Raw genomic sequence first — 16,204 nt, forward strand, 5'->3', positions numbered from 1 at the left:
CAATTCACAGCTTCCGCGCAAAACTTATCGTTGGCTGAGCGGAGCCGAAGCCAACAAATCGCTTCGACTTCGCTCAGCGAACGGCTTAACTTAATGGCAGTGGCGCGGAGCGTGGCAACGATGCAATATCGCCCACTTAACCGACCGAAAGCTTATGAACAACTACCACTACAAAGCCCACCCCTGGCACGGCATCAGCGCGGGCGACAGCACGCCTTCCGTGGTTAATGCGTTTATCGAAATCGTGCCGACCGATACGGTCAAATATGAAATCGACAAGCAAAGCGGCTATCTGAAAATCGACCGGCCGCAAAAGTTTTCGAACATGGTGCCGACATTATACGGCTTCGTCCCGCGCACGTATTGCGGCAACAAGGTCGCCGAATTCGCCGCGTTGAAGTCGGGCCGAACGGGCATCAAGGGCGACGGCGACCCGCTCGACATCTGCGTGTTGAGCGAACGCAGCGTGTCGCACGGCGACATCATCCTGCAGGCGATCCCGGTCGGCGGTTTCCGCCTGCTCGACAACGGCGAGGCGGACGACAAGATCATCGCGGTGATGAAAGGCGACGAATTTTACCGGCAATGGAACGATGTGTCGGACTGCCCGAGTTCGTACATCAACCGGCTGATGCATTATTTTCTGACCTATAAAAACCTGCCCGGCGAGAAGTCCACCTGCGAGATCACCGACGTATACGGCCGCGCCGAAGCACATGAGGTGATCGTGCGCGCGATGCAGGATTACATGAGCCTGTTCAACGGCATCGAAGATTTGTAGCTGTAACTCGATGCAGCCAAAATTCATACACTTACGTCTGCACAGCGAATTCTCGCTGGTCGACGGCATCGTCAAGATCAAACCGCTGGTCAAGCGCCTGGCCGAATTGCACATGCCGGCCGCGGCGGTAACCGATCACGTGAACCTGTTCGCACTGGTCAAGTTTTACAAGGCATCGATGGGTCAAGGCGTAAAGCCGATCGCCGGCGCCGACGTCTTGATCTTCAATCCGGACGAACCGGCCAATCCGTTCCGCCTGACCTTGCTGGCCAAAAACCAGCAGGGCTATACGACGTTGACCGAACTGATCTCCAAGGCCTATCAGGAAGGCCAGCATCAGGGCGTGCCGATGCTGCGATACGAATGGATCGAGGCAAACAACGGCGGCTTGATTGCATTGTCCGGCGCAATGGCCGGCGACATCGGACGAGCGCTGACTGCCGAGCGCAAGGACGACGCGAGACTTCTGGCCGATTATTGGGGCAACCTGTTTCCTGACAGCTTTTATCTGGAATTGCAGCGAGTCGGCAAGCCGGGCGAAGAAGCCTATATCGCGGCCGCGCTGGAACTGGCCTTGGCGGCCGAGTTGCCGGTCGTCGCGACGAACGACGTGCGTTTCCTGCATCGGAAAGACTTTCCGGCGCACGAAGTCCGCGTCTGTATCAACCAGGGCCGCGTGCTCGACGACAGCCGCCGGCCTAAGGACTATACCGACCAGCAATACCTCCGCAGTCCCGAGGAAATGTGCGAACTGTTCGCTGACATTCCGGAGGCGCTCGAAAATACGGTCGAGATCGCGAAGCGCTGCAACATCGCGCTGACCCTCGGCAAAAACTTCCTGCCCGACTATCCTGTCCCCGAGGGCATGACGATCGGCGACGTACTGGCCGAGGAATCCCGCAAAGGCCTCGAAGAACGCCTGCGCCAGCATCCGCCTTTCGGAAGCGGCACCGAAGAGGAAAACCGCAAGGTCTATTACGACCGGCTCGAAACCGAACTCAAGGTGATCACGCAGATGGGGTTTCCGGGCTACTTCATGATCGTCGCGGACTTCATCCAGTGGGCGAAGAACCACCAGATCCCGGTCGGACCGGGCCGGGGCTCCGGCGCAGGCTCCCTGGTCGCGTATGTGTTGAAGATCACCGACCTCGACCCGATCGAATTCGACCTTTTGTTCGAGCGTTTCTTGAATCCGGAGCGGGTTTCGATGCCGGACTTCGACGTCGACTTCTGCATGGACCGGCGCGACGAGGTGATCGACTATGTCGCCGACCATTACGGCCGCGATCAGGTCGCGCAGATCATCACCTACGGGTCGATGGCCGCGAAGGCGGTGACCCGCGACGTCGGCCGGGTGCTCGGCTTTTCGTACGGCTTCGTCGACCAGCTCGCCAAGCTGATCCCGTTCGAGATCGGCATGACGCTCGACAAGGCGCTGCAGGACAGCCCCGACCTCAGGCAACGCTACGAGAACGAGGAAGAGGTCCGATCGCTGATCGACATGGCGCGATCCTTGGAGGGCATGGCGCGGAACGCGGGCAAGCACGCGGGCGGCGTGGTGATCGCGCCGACCAAGCTGACCGATTTCACGCCGCTGTACTGCGAACAGGGCGGCGGCAATCTGGTCACTCAGTTCGACAAGGACGACGTCGAAGCGGTCGGCCTGGTCAAGTTCGACTTTTTGGGTCTGCGCACCTTGACGATCATCGACTGGGCCTTGCAGACGATCAACCGCAAGAAACAGGAACTCGGCGAACCTATCGTCGATATTGCCGCGATTCCGCGCGACGATAAGGACTCCTACGAACTCTTGAAGAATGCGCAGACCACCGCGGTATTCCAGCTCGAATCGCGCGGGATGAAGGAGCTGATCAAGAAGCTGAAGCCGGACTGCTTCGACGACATCATCGCGCTGGTGGCGCTGTTCCGGCCGGGGCCTCTCGAATCGGGCATGGTCGACGACTACATCAACGTCAAGCACGGCGCCAAGGCCGAATATGCGCACCCGCTTCTGGTTCCGATCTTGAAACCGACCAACGGCGTCATCCTGTATCAGGAACAGGTCATGCAGATCGCCCGCGAGATGGGCGGCTACACGCTCGGCGGCGCGGACATGCTGCGCCGCGCGATGGGCAAGAAAAAGCCCGAGGAAATGGCCAAGCAGCGTGAAGTGTTCACCCAGGGCGCGATCGCGAACAACATCGACGAAAGCATCGCGACCTACATCTTCGACCTGATGGAGAAGTTCGCCGGCTACGGTTTCAACAAATCGCACTCGGCCGCCTACGCCCTGGTCGCCTATCAGACCGCCTGGCTGAAGGCGCATTATCCGGCCGAATTCATGGCCGCGGTACTGTCGGCCGATATGGACAACACCGACAAGGTCGTCGTGCTGATCGAGGAATGCCGGCGCATGAAACTGCCGATCGCGCCGCCGTCGATCAACGACTCGAACTTCCGCTTTACGGTCAACCAGGCAGGCAAGATCGTGTACGGCCTCGGCGCGCTGAAGGGCGTCGGCGAGAACGCGATCGAGGACATGATCCTGGAACGGGAGCAGAACGGCTCCTACCGCGACCTGTACGATCTGTGCAAGCGCGTCGATCTGCGCAAGGTCAACCGGCGCGTGCTCGAAGCCCTGATCCGCGCCGGCGCGTTCGACATCTTCGATCCGAACCGGGCCGCGCATCTGGCGGAACTGCCGACCGTGCTGAAAGTCGCCGAACAGCACGGCAAGATGGCCGCAACCGGCCAGAACGATCTGTTCGGCCTGCAGGAAGCCAGCGCCGAGGAAGACGCGATCGCCGCCTATTCGACCTATGTCGAACCCTGGCCCGAGCAGGAGCGACTGAACGCCGAAAAACAAACCCTCGGCCTGTTCCTGACCGGCCATCCGATCGCCCAGTACGAGGCCGAAATCGGCCAGTTCACCCATGGCAGCCTGAACAAGCTGAAGTCCGACATGGAACGCAGCAAGGGCAAGATGGAAGCCCGCGTCGCGGGGCTGGTCGTCGAAATCCGCACCCGCCAGTCCAAAAACGGCAAGACGATGGGCTTCGCGCTGTTGGATGACCGCACCGACCGGCTCGAAGTGGCGATCTACCCCGAAACCTACGAACGGCACCGGGACATCGTCACCCGCGACGTGCTGCTGGTCGCCGAAGGCGCCCTCGCAATGGACGATTTCACCGGAACTCCGCGCCTGACCGCCGAAAAACTCTACAGCATCGACCAGGCCCGCAACGCCTTCGCGCGCGGCTTGCAGTTGACCTGGCAGGATGGCGTCAACGGCGACTCGTTGCCCGAAAAACTGGGCTCGTCGCTGGAACCGTTCAAGGGCGGCGCCTGCCCGGTGCTGATCCAGTACCGCTCGGAGCAGGCTCAGGCCACCGTGCGGCTCGGCGATGAATGGCGGGTTTTTGCGACCGACGAGTTGTTGTTGCGGTTGAAGCGACAGTTGGGGAATGAGGCGGTGGAGGTTAAATATCGATAGCGGTTATGGCGTAAAAGAATGGCCCGGATGCTTTGTAACGGAACCAGGAATGTCAAGGTGCCAAATTATTTAATAGAAACTTGGTTGTAACGTATGAAAGAAGAAGCGCAAGCCTTAACAGCATTTCTAGCAGCGATTGTTACAGCAACAGCCGCACTCAATCTATTTCTCTACTGGGGGCAATTCGACATAAATCCATTTGTCTTTGTTCGCGTTTCAGATATTTTCCCCGTAGCAGCACCATTTATTACTCAAGCGGCTGTTGTTTTGTCTGCTGTGTATTTTTCGATTCTGATTTTTCCGCCCGAAACATCGGATGGGGCAGATCAACACGGAATCAAGCGCTATGTCATTCCTATTTGGATTGTGGCGTTTGCAGTTTGCTTACTCGTTTTCTATTTTTCTGAGGCTCTGGGCCACAGGGGAACGCTATTAGCATTTTCTGCCCTTATTGGAATGAGTGCCGTTTTCTTTAAAGAGATAGTTAGATTGAAGGAATGGGACTTGGCATTCAAGTCGCATTTCTCTCGACGAACTGCTGCTTTTGCAGCCGTCTACATGCCAATTATGTCCGTTTTTCTTGCGTATTGCCAATCTGAGGATATTCTTAATAATCGATCCTTCTCATATGTAATATCTACTGATTTAAAAATCGATTTGGGGGGTCAGCAGCGTGTCGAACTTCCTCTGCTTGGTAAATTAGGTGACCTTTACGTCGTTGTTACTCCAGATTTAAAGCAAAAAATATTTCTGTCTTCTGATAATTTCAACGTTATTCGCATTGGCAATAAGCAAATGCGATAGGGCGCAATCCATAACGTGGGCTAATAAATCAAAATCTTATGCAGTTCGGGATGGTTCAGGAACGCATCGATCGGCAACAGGGCGACATTAAAACTCTTGTGGCGATGATGATAATACGGAAAGGGAGTCGGTAAATCGGAAGCGTTTCTATAACGCATCAACACATAAGCATCCGGATGCTCTGCTCGCCATTTCTCGAGGTTGCGTAAACCGACGATCGTTTTGATGGGCTTCGTCAAGCGCCCGCCGAACTGATATTCGCCGTGATAAACGGCGACCAGATAAGCCACCTCCTTGTTCTGGGCGAAAACCTCGGCGATCTTTACGCCGGTTTCCTGGGTATCGAAACTCTCGCCCCTGAGCGAAAAAAACGCCGAAGAGATGACCAGCAAGGTGATCACTGTCGCGATGCTGACCGTAAAGACCGACTCCTGGGCGTTTATGGCTTCATGACGCCACAATAATGCAGCAACGAGCAACAAGAAGACGCCCCATAGCGGGGACAATGTCGCCAATTCGGCGTTGCGATAGGTCAGGGCGTTCACCCACGGCGCGGTCGTGATCACGACGCCGATCAAAGCCAATAAGGCGATGACCCCATGATGGGCGCGCCGCCAATCGATTTGACGGGCGTTAACCGCTTCCGCTGCTCTGGCCAGGATCAAGACAAACAAGGGAAACATCGGCAGCAGGTAATGTATGCGTTTGCCGCTGATCAGCGAAAAGGCGATCAGTAACGGCAGGCCCCAGGCCGTGCAAAAACGCAGGCCGGCGTCTTCTAGGTTCAGCGTCTTTAGGCCCAGCCAAAACGGTTTGAGCAGCAGCCAGGGCAACAGCAGGACCGGCAGATACTGCGCATACCACCACCACGGCAATTTGTGCGCGAACGACTCGACGATGCGACCTTGCGTCTGTCCCCAGAAAATTGCGTTCCGGTAAACTTCGCCGCCCGCGATCCCGGCAGGGATCGCCCAGCATAGCGCGATGGCGGCGCCCAGCAGGATGCTGAAAACAAGCCCGGCATACCAATGTCGCCAATAGGATCCCGGCTTGGCATCCTTGAGCCACCAGGGCGCCAATAAAGCCGCCGGCAACACGTGCAGTAGGATTACCGGGCCTTTCGCCATCACGCCGCCGCCGATGGCCGCGCCCAGCAGCAGCCAGCGCGGCAGCGCCAGCCCCGCGTGTGTCAGCTTCAATAGGCTATAAATGGCCAGCGTGACGAAAAACGCCAGCATCATGTCGAACATGGTCAGTGTGCTGAAGATGATCCAGAAACCGGAGCCCAGCAGCATGATCGGTGCCATGTCGGCGATCGCTTGACGTTCCGGCCATAAGATGCGGGCCATCGCGGCGGACAAATACACGGTGCCGAGCGCAAAGAACGGCGAAACGAGCCGAAGCGACCAGTCATTGACGCCGAACAACAGCCAGGTCAGCTGCATCAGCCAGAACAAAAGCGGCGGCTTGTGGCTGTAAAGTTCGCCGTTGAGGTGGGGCACCAGGAAATCGCCGCGTTGCCACATCTCCCAGGCTACCGCTGCGTAGCGGGTTTCATCAACCGGCAACAAGGGCCGGGCATAAAGCGCGAAACTGACCAAAACCAGCCAGATCACAAACACCCAGCTTCTGACGGACAGCAATTGATACATATCGACCCGAGTGCGATGATTTTTTTTTGGGGGATCAGGCGTTGAGCTGTCTGCGTTCGTAGATCACAAAATACAGATTACGGAAATAGATCAATAATCCGGAGGCTTGGCCGAGAATGAAAACCGGATCTTGCCGGTAGACCGCATAAGCCAGCAGTGTCACGCCGCCGCCGATGCTGAAATACCAGAATGCGATCGGAAATACGCTTTTTTTCTCTTTTTCGCTTTTGATCCACTGCACCAGAAAGCGTGCGGAAAACAGGGCTTGACCTAGAAATCCGACGGCCAGCCAGATGGTTTCTTTATCCACGTTCAATTTCGTTTACCTCCGGTAGTTTTGCGCGTTGTTGCAGCCAGATCACGCCCAGCAAATCGGTGATGCCGGCCCACAAGCGGTCGAGCGTGCCGTAATTCGAAACCCCGACGCCGCGTGCCCGGTGATTGACCGGTTCCGAAATGACGGTACCGCCGGCCCGAATCACCAGGGCCGGCAAGAACCGGTGCATGTGGTCGAAATAGGGCAATTCCAAAAATTTATCCCGTGCGAAGACTTTTAAGCCGCAGCCGGTATCCGGCGTCTTGTCGCCGAGCAATGCGGACCTGATCGTATTCGCGAATTTGGACGAGAATAGGCGCCACTTCGAATCGTAACGCTTGTTTCTCCATCCCGCGATCATCCACAGATTCGCTGTGGTCTGATTTTTTTCGAGCAAGGCCTTGTACAAACGCGGGATGTCGGCGGGATCGTTTTGTCCGTCTCCATCCAGCGTCGCAATCCAGGGATGGGTCGCCGCCTTGACTCCGGTGCGCACCGCGGTGCTTTGGCCGCAGCTCTGGCGGTGTTTGATCACGCGCAACGCGTTGAAGCGCCGCATCGCGTCTTTCAGTTCGGCTTCGGTTTGATCGCGGCTGCCGTCATCGACATAGATGATTTCATAGGCCTCCGCCTGCGTCATGGCTTGTTCGATTTCTTCGATCAGCGGCAAGATATTGCCGGCTTCGTTATGGACTGGAACGACGATGGATATTTTCATGGAGAGAGAGTTCTTGAGCTTCGCTGAATACTATACAACGTTTACCCGCACGAGGTTATGACAATTCTGCACAAACCCTGCCAGTATTTGAGAATGATTTAGTTTTGCAGTAATTTCAGGCAATAAAAAAGGCCGCATCCGGATGAAATGCAGCCTTTCTCGTAGAGCGGCCTGGCCACTCGCGACAATACCGAACGCTTAACGTTTTGAGTATTGTGGGCGTTTTCTTGCCTTGTGCAAGCCGACTTTTTTACGTTCGACGACACGGGAGTCACGGGTGACATAACCCGCTTTACGCAAGGCTTGACGCAGGGTTTCGTCGTATTCCATCAACGCACGGGTCAAACCGTGACGGATTGCGCCGGCTTGGCCGGATGGGCCGCCGCCTTTGACGATCACGTTCACATCGAATTGGCCTTCCATCTCAACGCATTCCAGCGGTTGACGGGAAACCATCTGATCGGTCTTGCGGCCGAAATAGTCTTCGATTGATTTTTGGTTAATGGTGATTTTGCCGGTGCCTTTGGTTGCGTAAACGCGTGCAATTGCACTTTTACGACGACCTGTTCCGTAATATTGAGCTGCTGCCATGGATTACTCGCTTAAAATTCTAATACTTTGGGCTGTTGCGCCTGATGATCGTGTTCCGGACCGGCGTAAACTTTCAATTTTTTGAACATCGCGCGGCCCAATGGGTTGTTAGGCAGCATGCCTTTGACGGCGGTGGTCAGAATGCGGTCAGGAAAGGTTTTTCTCAACTTACCCAGGCTGACGGTCTTCAGATTGCCGATATAGCCGGTGTGGTGGTGATACAATTTGTCCTTTTCCTTGTTGCCGGTGACGCCGATTTTTTCGACATTCACGACAATGATGTAATCGCCGGTATCCACATGCGGGGTATATTCCGGTTTGTGTTTTCCGCGCAGACGGCGTGCAATCTCAGAAGCAAGACGGCCAAGCGTCTTCCCTTCCGCATCAACCACGTACCAATCGCGCTTAACTTCTGCAGGTTTTGCACTAAATGTTTTCATCGTTAGTTCGGTCTTGCTTTTAAAGGATCAATAAATAAGACCGAGAATTCTACTAAATAGTCAATCACTTTTCAAGTTTATTTGCACTTTAAGATCTGTAAAAGGCCGAAAAATCTGGAAAAATTATTCTTCCGGCTCAACGTCATCGCCCAGTTCCAGCCACATCGCGTTGATGATCGCCAACGCGCAGGCCAGCCCCACGCCTAAAATCCAAGCGAAATACCACATGCCACGCCTCCGTCAATACAGTGTATGTTCATTGCTGCGAATCTGCTTGACCGTCACCTTGCCGCGCAGCACCCGGTACACCCAGATCGTATAAGCCAAGACGACCGGCATCAGCACCACCGTGGCGGCGAACAATAATTGCAGCGTATAGTGGCTCGCGCTCGCGTCCCAGGCGGTCAAACTGCTGCTCGGATGCGTGCTCGACGGCATCATGAACGGAAACATCGAACCGCCCGCGGTCACGACCGCGCCGATCACGATCAGGCTGCTGACGATGAAAGCCGTTCCGTGATGACGGCCGGAACTCAATTTGACGACCAGCCACGAACCGATCAAAGACAGAAGCGGGGCAAGCATCAGTGCCGGATAGAGCCGGTAATTGTTCAGCCACAAACCTTGCGTCTTGCTGACCGTTTTCGCCAATGGATTGGCAACGGCGGAAGGCTCGATATTGGACGTGATCTGGTAGCCATCCACGCCCAAACCGGCCCAGATCCCGGCGATCACAAAACCGGCCGCGAACGCCGGACTGCTCCAGCGAATGACCCGTAGGGCGCGCTGCGCCAGTGCGCCTTCGGTGCGCCAATGTAAAAATACCGCGCCGTGCAGCGTGAACAGCGCAACGCCGGTCACTGCGCAAAGCAGCGCGAAAGGCTGGAACAAATCCCAAAAACCGCCCGAGTATATGGAGCGAAGATCGCCGTCCAGCTGAAACGGCAGGCCCATCATCAAATTGCCGGCCGCGAGACTCAACACGGTCGCCGGCACCAGGCCGCCGAAAAACAAGGCCCAGTCCCAGGCGCTGCGCCAGCGCGGGTCGGCGATCTTGCTGCGGTAGTCGAAGCCGGCCGGACGCAGGAACAACGCGAACAGCAGCACCAGCAAGCCGGTATAAAGGCCGGAAAAAAACGACGCATACACCAGCGACCAGGCGCCGAAGCTGATGCCTCCGAGCGTGACCAGCCAGGTCTGGCTGCCTTCCCAGGTCGGCCCGACCGTGTTCAGCATGACCCGGCGCTCGTCGTCGGTCTTGCCCAAAAACGGCAGCAGGATGCCGATGCCGAGATCGAAGCCGTCCAGCACCGCGAAGCCGCACACCAGAAAGACCAGAATGGCCCACCAGATGATTCGTAGCGTTTCAAAATCAAACATGACTGGCCTCCTCCCGTTCAAAGTGATAGCGGCCGGTATGCAGGCTGCTCGGCCCGAGGCGCACATACTTGACCATCAGAAACAGCTCGATCACCAGCAGCACCGTATAAAAAAGACCAAATCCCGCCAGGCTCAGATATAACTGCCCGACGCTGAGGCTCGAACTGCTCAAATGGGTTGGCAGTATCTCGGCGATCGTCCAGGGTTGTCGGCCGTATTCGGCCACCACCCAGCCCAATTCGGAGGCGATCCACGGCAGCGGAATGCCGTAAAAGGCCAGGCGCAAGAGCCAGCGCTTGCTGTGAGCGCTGCGCCGGGCATTGAAATAGAATGCCGCCGCAAAGATGAATAACATCGCCACGCCGCAAAACACCATGCCGCGAAAACTCCAGAAGATCGGCGCGACTCTCGGCACCGAATGGCGGGTCGCCGCTTCAATCTGCTCAGGCGTCGCATCGGTTACATTCGGCGCATAGCGTTTCAGCAACAATCCATAACCCAGATCGGCCTTATGCGCCTCGAACAGTGCTTTCGCAGACGCATCGGACTTATCCTGGCGGATGATTTGCAGATTTTCGTAAGCGATCATGCCGCTTTTGATTCTTTTCCGGTTGCTGTTCAGAATATCTTTCAGTCCGTGCACCGGTTCATCGATCGAACGCGTTGCGATCATGCCCATCACCCACGGAAATTTGACTGCATAGTCTGTCCTCATCGCGGCTTCATCCGGAAAGCCGAATAGGGTAAACGACGCCGGCGGCGGCTCGGTTTCCCATTCGGCTTCGATCGCGGCCAGCTTGACCTTTTGCACTTCGCCGACGGTATAGCCGCTTTCGTCGCCGAGCACGATCACCGACAGCACCGAAGCCAGGCCGAAGCCGGCCGCTATTCGGAATGAACGCCGCGCAAAGGCGACATCGCGGCCTTGCAAGAGATACCAGGCGCTGATCCCTAGCACGAACATCGATCCGGTCACATAGCCGGCCGCAACCGTATGCACGAACTTGACCTGCGCAATCGGATTGAAAAAGAGGTCGGCAAAGCTGGTCAACTCCATCCGCATCGTCTCGTAATTGAATTCGGCCCCGACCGGGTGCTGCATCCAGCCGTTCGCGATCAAGATCCACAACGCCGACAGGCTGGTGCCGAGCGCCAACAGCCAGGTGGAGAGCAGATGCTGCTCCTTGCTGAGGCGCTCCCAGCCGAAAAAGAAAAGTCCGACGAAGGTCGATTCGAGAAAGAACGCCATCATGCCTTCGATCGCCAACGGCACGCCGAAGATGTCGCCGACATAGTGCGAGTAATAGGCCCAGTTGGTGCCGAATTGAAACTCCAGGGTCAGGCCTGTCGTCACGCCCATCGCGAAATTGATCCCGAACAGCTTGCCCCAGAAGCGCGTCATATCCTTATAAATAGGCTTGTCGGTCATCACATAGACCGACTCCATGATCGCCAGCAAAAACGACAAGCCCAGGGTCAGGGGCACGAATAAAAAATGATACAGCGCGGTCAGCGCGAATTGCAGTCGCGACAGCTCAACTACTTCGTCAACGATCATCAGGTTTCTCCTGTCAAGGTTTCAGCGGAACTTCCAGCAGCGCGCGCGACGCCTGGGGCATCCACCGGGACTTTTTGTCCGGCGAAAAAACTCCACCATAAAATGCCCAGCAGGCAAAATTTCACGAGCAGCGCCAGCGTAATCTCCCGGCGAAAATCAGTCCGGCCGGAGTGATCACGCTTCGACTGCCGAGGGCAGAACAAACTCTCATGATTGGGCATACAAGACCTCCGATCATTAAGCAAAGACGGTTGCAAACAAAATCGAATAGGCAGACATAGCCTTTTGATATATGACGGCTATGTAAAAAAATACCTTCCCCCGGCTGGATTGCGCCAGTCGAGAGAAGGTGAGGATGAGGATATCGAATAAGCATAAACACTGCTCTCAATATAAAATAAGCAAAGGTTATGCCATCACAAGAAAACCCTGAGGGTTAACGCCTCCTCACCCTTGGCGGCCTGCTGCCGATCATTTTTGTATCATAAAGCGTTTCGGTTGAAACATATTTTGTTTCATGATTAAGCCGTGAAACAGTCGCGTTCATAAAGGTGGATTACAGGCGGACGGCATCGCGAATAAAATTGCCGGAACGATGCCATTATGACACGATGAAGCAAGCAAACATTCAGGAAGAGGTCCAAAAAACATGAGAGCGCGCATAGAAGGCTGGCGGCATACGCTGTATCAGATCATCTATCAGTCCAACACGCCGATAGGAAGAGGCTTTGATATTGCGCTGATGGTCCTGATCCTGGCCAGCGTGTTGACGATCATGCTGGACAGCGTCGCCGAAATCAATCAGGAATATGGGAAAGAACTTTACGCCGCAGAATGGCTGTTCACGGTCCTGTTCACGCTCGAATACGGTCTGCGCATCTTCTGCATCCACAAGCCGATCAAATATATCGTCAGTTTCTATGGCATCATCGACCTGCTTTCGATCACCCCTTCCTACCTGAGCCTCTTTCTACCCGGCGCCCATTATCTCCAGGTCATCCGCATCCTGAGGGTGTTGCGCATTTTCCGGGTGCTGAAACTGGTCCGCTTCATCAATCAGGCCAATATTCTGGTCAATGCTTTGCTGGCCAGCCGGCTCAAGATCGCCATCTTCATGTTCACGATCTCGACGCTGCTGATCGTGTTCGGCTCGACGATGTATCTGATCGAAGGCCCGGAAAACGGCTTCACGAACATACCGGTCAGCATCTACTGGTCGGTCGTGACCCTGACCACGGTCGGTTTCGGCGACATTACCCCCAAGACCGATCTGGGACGCGCGGTCTCGGCTATCGTGATGATCACCGGCTACGCGATCATTGCGGTGCCGACCGGCATTTTCACCGCCGAGTTGTCGAAGGAAATGAAAAAACAGCGCAAGGCCGATCAGCGCACCTGTCCGCGCTGCCGGCATCCGGGGCATGAGAAGGACGCCAATTATTGCCGCATCTGCGGCATGGAATTGCCGCCTTCGCATTGACCCTGCGGATCAAGGCGGGTTTGTCCCGCTTCAAGTCGGTAAAAAGCCGTTCAGCAGGCATTAAGGGTAGGCGCGATAGCATAAACGCAAATGATTTCGGAGAATGCAGATGAAACGAAAAATTCCAAGCGCCCTGACTCCGGCCGCTGCCTTATTGACGCTTCTGAGCCAAACCGGCTGCTATTCCTATCCCGCTCCCTACGGCGGCGGCTACGGCGAGACCGCACCTTATTCAGGCAATTACCCGCGGCCGGCCTATGGGCCATATCAGCAGGACGGCTATGGCAACCAAGGTGACTACGACCGAAACTATCGCGGACACGACCATGACAGGGATGATGACGATGATGAGTACCGGGAAAGATCCTATGATCGAAATCGTCCATGGCAGGGTAATCCGTCTGGCGGTTATTACGGACGTTAGCAAGAGCTGATGCGCCTTTAGGCAACCCTCGTTGCCTTGGCTTCCGGTCAGCAACGGCCGTGGTTGCGGGAGCCCTACGGCCTGCGCATCTCAATCACCCCGGTCGCCAGCGCAATTTCGCGTAGAAAACACAAAAGACCGCTGATCAGCGCCAGCATTGCCGCGACGAACAGCAGGGCGACCGCGCCGGACAGGTCGACGCGCAATTCGGCGCCGATGAACAGCGCCGCGATCGACAAGCAAATACACAAGGCCGATACCGTGCACAAGGTGATTGCCGAATGGTTCCAACGCGCCCTCTGCGACAACGTGCGCATCTCATCCCGCTGCGTTGCGGTCGCCGCTTCCTGCATGTCATTCAATAAGCGGAACCTGTCCACGACGCGGCCCAGGCGGCTGGTCAGCACGCTCAAAATCGCGCCGATCCCGGTCAGCAGAAAGACCGGCGCCACGGCTTGTTGAATGGCATGGGCAACGCTGGGAAGAGTGGCTAAGGTGTCCATTCGGTCTTCACAGTCTAACGATTTGTCCAGATGGCTTGAGTGCGTTCAATAGATTTGCCAAGATAACCACAAAAGGAACGGCGGTCAAGTTCCCTTCATCGGCGAGTGGTGCTTGTTTAGCGATCAGTGTAACGGGCGTTCAATGGAACTTATCGGCTTGTTCAATTGCCCCGGGTGCAGTGATGCTTTTGATTGATCTTTTTCCGGCAGCATAAACGAGATCCGCTCTTATTGAGCAGGATCACTTCCGTCAATAAATCCGGATCACCATCGTTAATGATTCGATCACGGTGGCTTCCCTAAAGCGTTTCGCAACAAGAAGACCTCCCGTGTCGTCACCGGGGCTGCGTTGTTGCCCCAGCTACCGCGTATAAAGCTCAGCACCTCGGCTATCTGGCGGTCGGTCAATTTCTTTGCGAAACTCGGCATTTTCTGAGGCTTCGGCTCCAGACTCGTTTCGGCAGTCGCACTTCCTTCGAGCAGTAATCGGATCAGTGATGTTGCATTTTCCGAAAGGACGAGCGAATTTCCGGCGAGCTTCGGATATTTTTTTTCGGCTTGGCCATTCCCGGTTATGTGATGACATTTCGCGCAGAATGATTCATATATTCCTGCCCCCGGGCGCTCAATCGCGCCGGTTACCATGGCCGACAATTCGACGGCAACATCCGGCCTATCGAGCCGATAGGATGACTTTTCGCCGCGTGCCGAAAGCGACTTCAAATAGCGGGCGATTGCCCAGAGATCGTCTTCAAGCAAATATTGCGTGCTGTTTTCGATCACATCGGTCATGCTGCCGAGCGAGGCCATCTTGCCGCCGTGGCCGGTTTTCAGAAAGGCAACGATGTCTGCTTCCGACCAGCGTCCCAAACCGGAAGCGGGATCGCTTCTCAGATTCGCCGCATACCAGTTGTCCACTTCGGCCCCGCTTAAATACAGTGGCGACGTTTCCGTATAGGCTTTTTCCTGGAAGGCAAGGCCGCGCGGCGTATGGCAGGCGCCGCAATGACCGAGCGACTGCACCAGATAGGCGCCCCGGTTCCATGCGGCGTCGCGGTCATTCCGCAGTTGAAAGCGTTGATGGTTGGCGAAAACAGCATCCCAGAAAAACAGGCTCACGCGCAGATTAAAAGGAAACGGCAGCTTCGTTTCCGGGGGCTTCTGACTGACTGGCGTTACCTCATTCATGAAATAGTCGTAGAGCGCATGAATGTCCTCATCGGTGATCGCCGTGAATGAAGGATAAGGCATTGCCGGATACAGGCGCCGTCCGTCCTTGGCAACGCCATTCCGCACGGCGCGGCTGAAATCGTCCAAGCTGTAGTTGCCGATGCCATGAACCGGATCCGGCGTGATGTTCGTCGAATAAATGATGCCGAAAGGGGAGTTGATCGGTAGTCCGCCGGCAAACGGCGCTTGCTTCGGTTCGGCCGTATGGCAGGCAATACAATCGCCGGCCCTGGCCAGATAAGCTCCTCGGCTGATTGTGGAGGGATCGGTTGATGGCTGAGCTACGACAAGGCTGGAGAAACAGGCGGCGCAGATGAGAGCGGCGATTCTGACAGTCGCACCCTTCAAATCGATTTTGAGTACATAAGCCAATCGAATCACCGTTAAAACCATGAACTGCACAAAGACGTCAATAAAACCGCGCAGATGTTGAAGATCACCGCCACGATGAAGATTAAACTCGACATGACGCCGAGTTTTGCTAAAAATCGTTTCCTCCCGGCTGTCATCTCGACGGGGTTTCCGCCGCTTGATGCCTGGCTCACCACTTGCTGCCACGACGTCCAGGCAACGAAGCCGGACAGCAGCGCAAAGGCCAGGCATACCAGGCTGAGCGAAGCCAATAATAAGGCCAATCCGTCCCAGAGCGGTGTGGCCAAAGGCGTCTGATAGGGATAACAGGCATGGGCGACAAGCGGTTCGCTCAACAAAATCTGGACCATCCAAGCAGTCGGCGCGCCGAATAAGGCAACCAGGGTACGAAGGGTTCCTTCCTTTCCCTGATTGAGTAGAAGGGGGTCGGTTGATGGTTTAGATTCGGTTGCAGGGTTCATA

The 16,204-nt window shown here is 55.8% G+C and carries 16 protein-coding genes; 5 read left to right on the forward strand and 11 right to left on the reverse strand.

Annotated features, from left to right (window positions below; genetic code table 11):
• Positions 1–154 precede the first annotated feature (154 nt).
• The 3 genes from ACEPPP_RS11955 to ACEPPP_RS11965 all read left to right on the forward strand — a co-directional run bounded on the left by ACEPPP_RS11955 (position 155) and on the right by ACEPPP_RS11965 (position 5,078).
• Entirely contained in the window at positions 155–781 is a 627-nt protein-coding gene (locus ACEPPP_RS11955) for an inorganic pyrophosphatase (protein WP_374086978.1), read from the forward strand.
• 10 nt (positions 782–791) lie between these two features.
• Positions 792–4,274, forward strand: a complete 3,483-nt coding sequence (dnaE, locus tag ACEPPP_RS11960; RefSeq protein ID WP_374086980.1) for a DNA polymerase III subunit alpha — start codon at positions 792–794, stop codon at positions 4,272–4,274.
• Between the two features lie 93 nt (positions 4,275–4,367).
• The gene (locus ACEPPP_RS11965; protein ID WP_374086982.1) at positions 4,368–5,078 is read left to right on the forward strand and encodes a hypothetical protein; all 711 of its coding nucleotides are present in this window, start codon (positions 4,368–4,370) and stop codon (positions 5,076–5,078) included.
• Positions 5,079–5,098: 20 nt separating this feature from the next.
• Here ACEPPP_RS11965 and ACEPPP_RS11970 read toward each other — a convergent pair whose 3' ends face one another.
• The 9 genes from ACEPPP_RS11970 to cydP form a co-directional block, all read right to left on the reverse strand.
• A complete protein-coding gene (locus ACEPPP_RS11970) occupies positions 5,099–6,730 on the reverse strand; it encodes an ArnT family glycosyltransferase (protein WP_374086983.1) in 1,632 nt (543 codons plus the stop codon).
• A gap of 34 nt (positions 6,731–6,764) precedes the next feature.
• Positions 6,765–7,040 (reverse strand): lipid-A-disaccharide synthase N-terminal domain-containing protein, encoded by a 276-nt coding sequence (locus ACEPPP_RS11975; RefSeq protein ID WP_374086984.1) that lies wholly within the window; start codon positions 7,038–7,040, stop codon positions 6,765–6,767.
• Positions 7,033–7,764 (reverse strand): glycosyltransferase family 2 protein, encoded by a 732-nt coding sequence (locus ACEPPP_RS11980; protein WP_374086985.1) that lies wholly within the window; start codon positions 7,762–7,764, stop codon positions 7,033–7,035. The genes ACEPPP_RS11975 and ACEPPP_RS11980 overlap by 8 nt, the downstream gene beginning before the upstream one ends.
• Positions 7,765–7,962: 198 nt before the next feature.
• Positions 7,963–8,355, reverse strand: coding sequence for a 30S ribosomal protein S9 (rpsI, locus tag ACEPPP_RS11985; RefSeq protein ID WP_024299379.1), 393 nt, complete (start codon positions 8,353–8,355; stop codon positions 7,963–7,965).
• Between the two features lie 11 nt (positions 8,356–8,366).
• On the reverse strand, positions 8,367–8,795 hold the full coding sequence (gene rplM / locus ACEPPP_RS11990) for a 50S ribosomal protein L13 (protein WP_024299380.1): 429 nt from the start codon (positions 8,793–8,795) through the stop codon (positions 8,367–8,369).
• A gap of 123 nt (positions 8,796–8,918) precedes the next feature.
• The gene (cydX, locus tag ACEPPP_RS11995) at positions 8,919–9,023 is read right to left on the reverse strand and encodes a cytochrome bd-I oxidase subunit CydX (protein ID WP_374086986.1); all 105 of its coding nucleotides are present in this window, start codon (positions 9,021–9,023) and stop codon (positions 8,919–8,921) included.
• Between the two features lie 12 nt (positions 9,024–9,035).
• Complete coding sequence (gene cydB / locus ACEPPP_RS12000; RefSeq protein ID WP_374086987.1) at positions 9,036–10,175, reverse strand: cytochrome d ubiquinol oxidase subunit II; 1,140 nt, start codon at positions 10,173–10,175, stop codon at positions 9,036–9,038.
• Complete coding sequence (locus ACEPPP_RS12005; protein WP_374086989.1) at positions 10,168–11,733, reverse strand: cytochrome ubiquinol oxidase subunit I; 1,566 nt, start codon at positions 11,731–11,733, stop codon at positions 10,168–10,170. Before ACEPPP_RS12005 ends, cydB begins: the two co-directional genes overlap by 8 nt.
• Complete coding sequence (gene cydP, locus ACEPPP_RS12010; protein WP_374086991.1) at positions 11,733–11,954, reverse strand: cytochrome oxidase putative small subunit CydP; 222 nt, start codon at positions 11,952–11,954, stop codon at positions 11,733–11,735. The genes ACEPPP_RS12005 and cydP overlap by 1 nt, the downstream gene beginning before the upstream one ends.
• Before the next feature lie 428 nt (positions 11,955–12,382).
• Here cydP and ACEPPP_RS12015 point away from each other — a divergent pair, with 428 nt between their 5' ends.
• Positions 12,383–13,213, forward strand: a complete 831-nt coding sequence (locus tag ACEPPP_RS12015) for an ion transporter (protein ID WP_374086993.1) — start codon at positions 12,383–12,385, stop codon at positions 13,211–13,213.
• Positions 13,214–13,322: 109 nt separating this feature from the next.
• Positions 13,323–13,637: a hypothetical protein gene (locus ACEPPP_RS12020; RefSeq protein ID WP_374086995.1), complete on the forward strand. Its 315-nt coding sequence runs from the start codon at positions 13,323–13,325 to the stop codon at positions 13,635–13,637.
• 74 nt (positions 13,638–13,711) lie between these two features.
• On the opposite strand, the gene ACEPPP_RS12025 is transcribed toward ACEPPP_RS12020, so the two are convergent.
• Positions 13,712–14,140, reverse strand: a complete 429-nt coding sequence (locus tag ACEPPP_RS12025; RefSeq protein WP_374086996.1) for a DUF2721 domain-containing protein — start codon at positions 14,138–14,140, stop codon at positions 13,712–13,714.
• Between the two features lie 285 nt (positions 14,141–14,425).
• Complete coding sequence (locus tag ACEPPP_RS12030) at positions 14,426–16,096, reverse strand: cytochrome c (protein ID WP_374086998.1); 1,671 nt, start codon at positions 16,094–16,096, stop codon at positions 14,426–14,428.
• Between the last annotated feature and the right edge of the window lie 108 nt (positions 16,097–16,204).

Origin of the sequence: Methylomicrobium lacus, from assembly GCF_041897535.1 — a bacterium.
In the GTDB taxonomy this organism is placed as follows: domain Bacteria; phylum Pseudomonadota; class Gammaproteobacteria; order Methylococcales; family Methylomonadaceae; genus Methylomicrobium; species Methylomicrobium lacus_A.

Excerpts from the sequence above, each read along its gene's own strand:
- ACEPPP_RS11955 (WP_374086978.1), top strand. The coding sequence starts at position 155 with ATGAACAACTACCACTACAAAGCCCACCCCTGGCACGGCATCAGCGCG.
- dnaE (WP_374086980.1), top strand. The coding sequence starts at position 792 with ATGCAGCCAAAATTCATACACTTACGTCTGCACAGCGAATTCTCGCTG.
- ACEPPP_RS11965 (WP_374086982.1), top strand. The coding sequence starts at position 4,368 with ATGAAAGAAGAAGCGCAAGCCTTAACAGCATTTCTAGCAGCGATTGTT.
- ACEPPP_RS11970 (WP_374086983.1), bottom strand. The coding sequence starts at position 6,730 with ATGTATCAATTGCTGTCCGTCAGAAGCTGGGTGTTTGTGATCTGGCTG.
- ACEPPP_RS11980 (WP_374086985.1), bottom strand. The coding sequence starts at position 7,764 with ATGAAAATATCCATCGTCGTTCCAGTCCATAACGAAGCCGGCAATATC.
- rpsI (WP_024299379.1), bottom strand. The coding sequence starts at position 8,355 with ATGGCAGCAGCTCAATATTACGGAACAGGTCGTCGTAAAAGTGCAATT.
- rplM (WP_024299380.1), bottom strand. The coding sequence starts at position 8,795 with ATGAAAACATTTAGTGCAAAACCTGCAGAAGTTAAGCGCGATTGGTAC.
- cydX (WP_374086986.1), bottom strand. The coding sequence starts at position 9,023 with ATGTGGTATTTCGCTTGGATTTTAGGCGTGGGGCTGGCCTGCGCGTTG.
- cydB (WP_374086987.1), bottom strand. The coding sequence starts at position 10,175 with ATGTTTGATTTTGAAACGCTACGAATCATCTGGTGGGCCATTCTGGTC.
- ACEPPP_RS12005 (WP_374086989.1), bottom strand. The coding sequence starts at position 11,733 with ATGATCGTTGACGAAGTAGTTGAGCTGTCGCGACTGCAATTCGCGCTG.
- cydP (WP_374086991.1), bottom strand. The coding sequence starts at position 11,954 with ATGCCCAATCATGAGAGTTTGTTCTGCCCTCGGCAGTCGAAGCGTGAT.
- ACEPPP_RS12015 (WP_374086993.1), top strand. The coding sequence starts at position 12,383 with ATGAGAGCGCGCATAGAAGGCTGGCGGCATACGCTGTATCAGATCATC.
- ACEPPP_RS12020 (WP_374086995.1), top strand. The coding sequence starts at position 13,323 with ATGAAACGAAAAATTCCAAGCGCCCTGACTCCGGCCGCTGCCTTATTG.
- ACEPPP_RS12025 (WP_374086996.1), bottom strand. The coding sequence starts at position 14,140 with ATGGACACCTTAGCCACTCTTCCCAGCGTTGCCCATGCCATTCAACAA.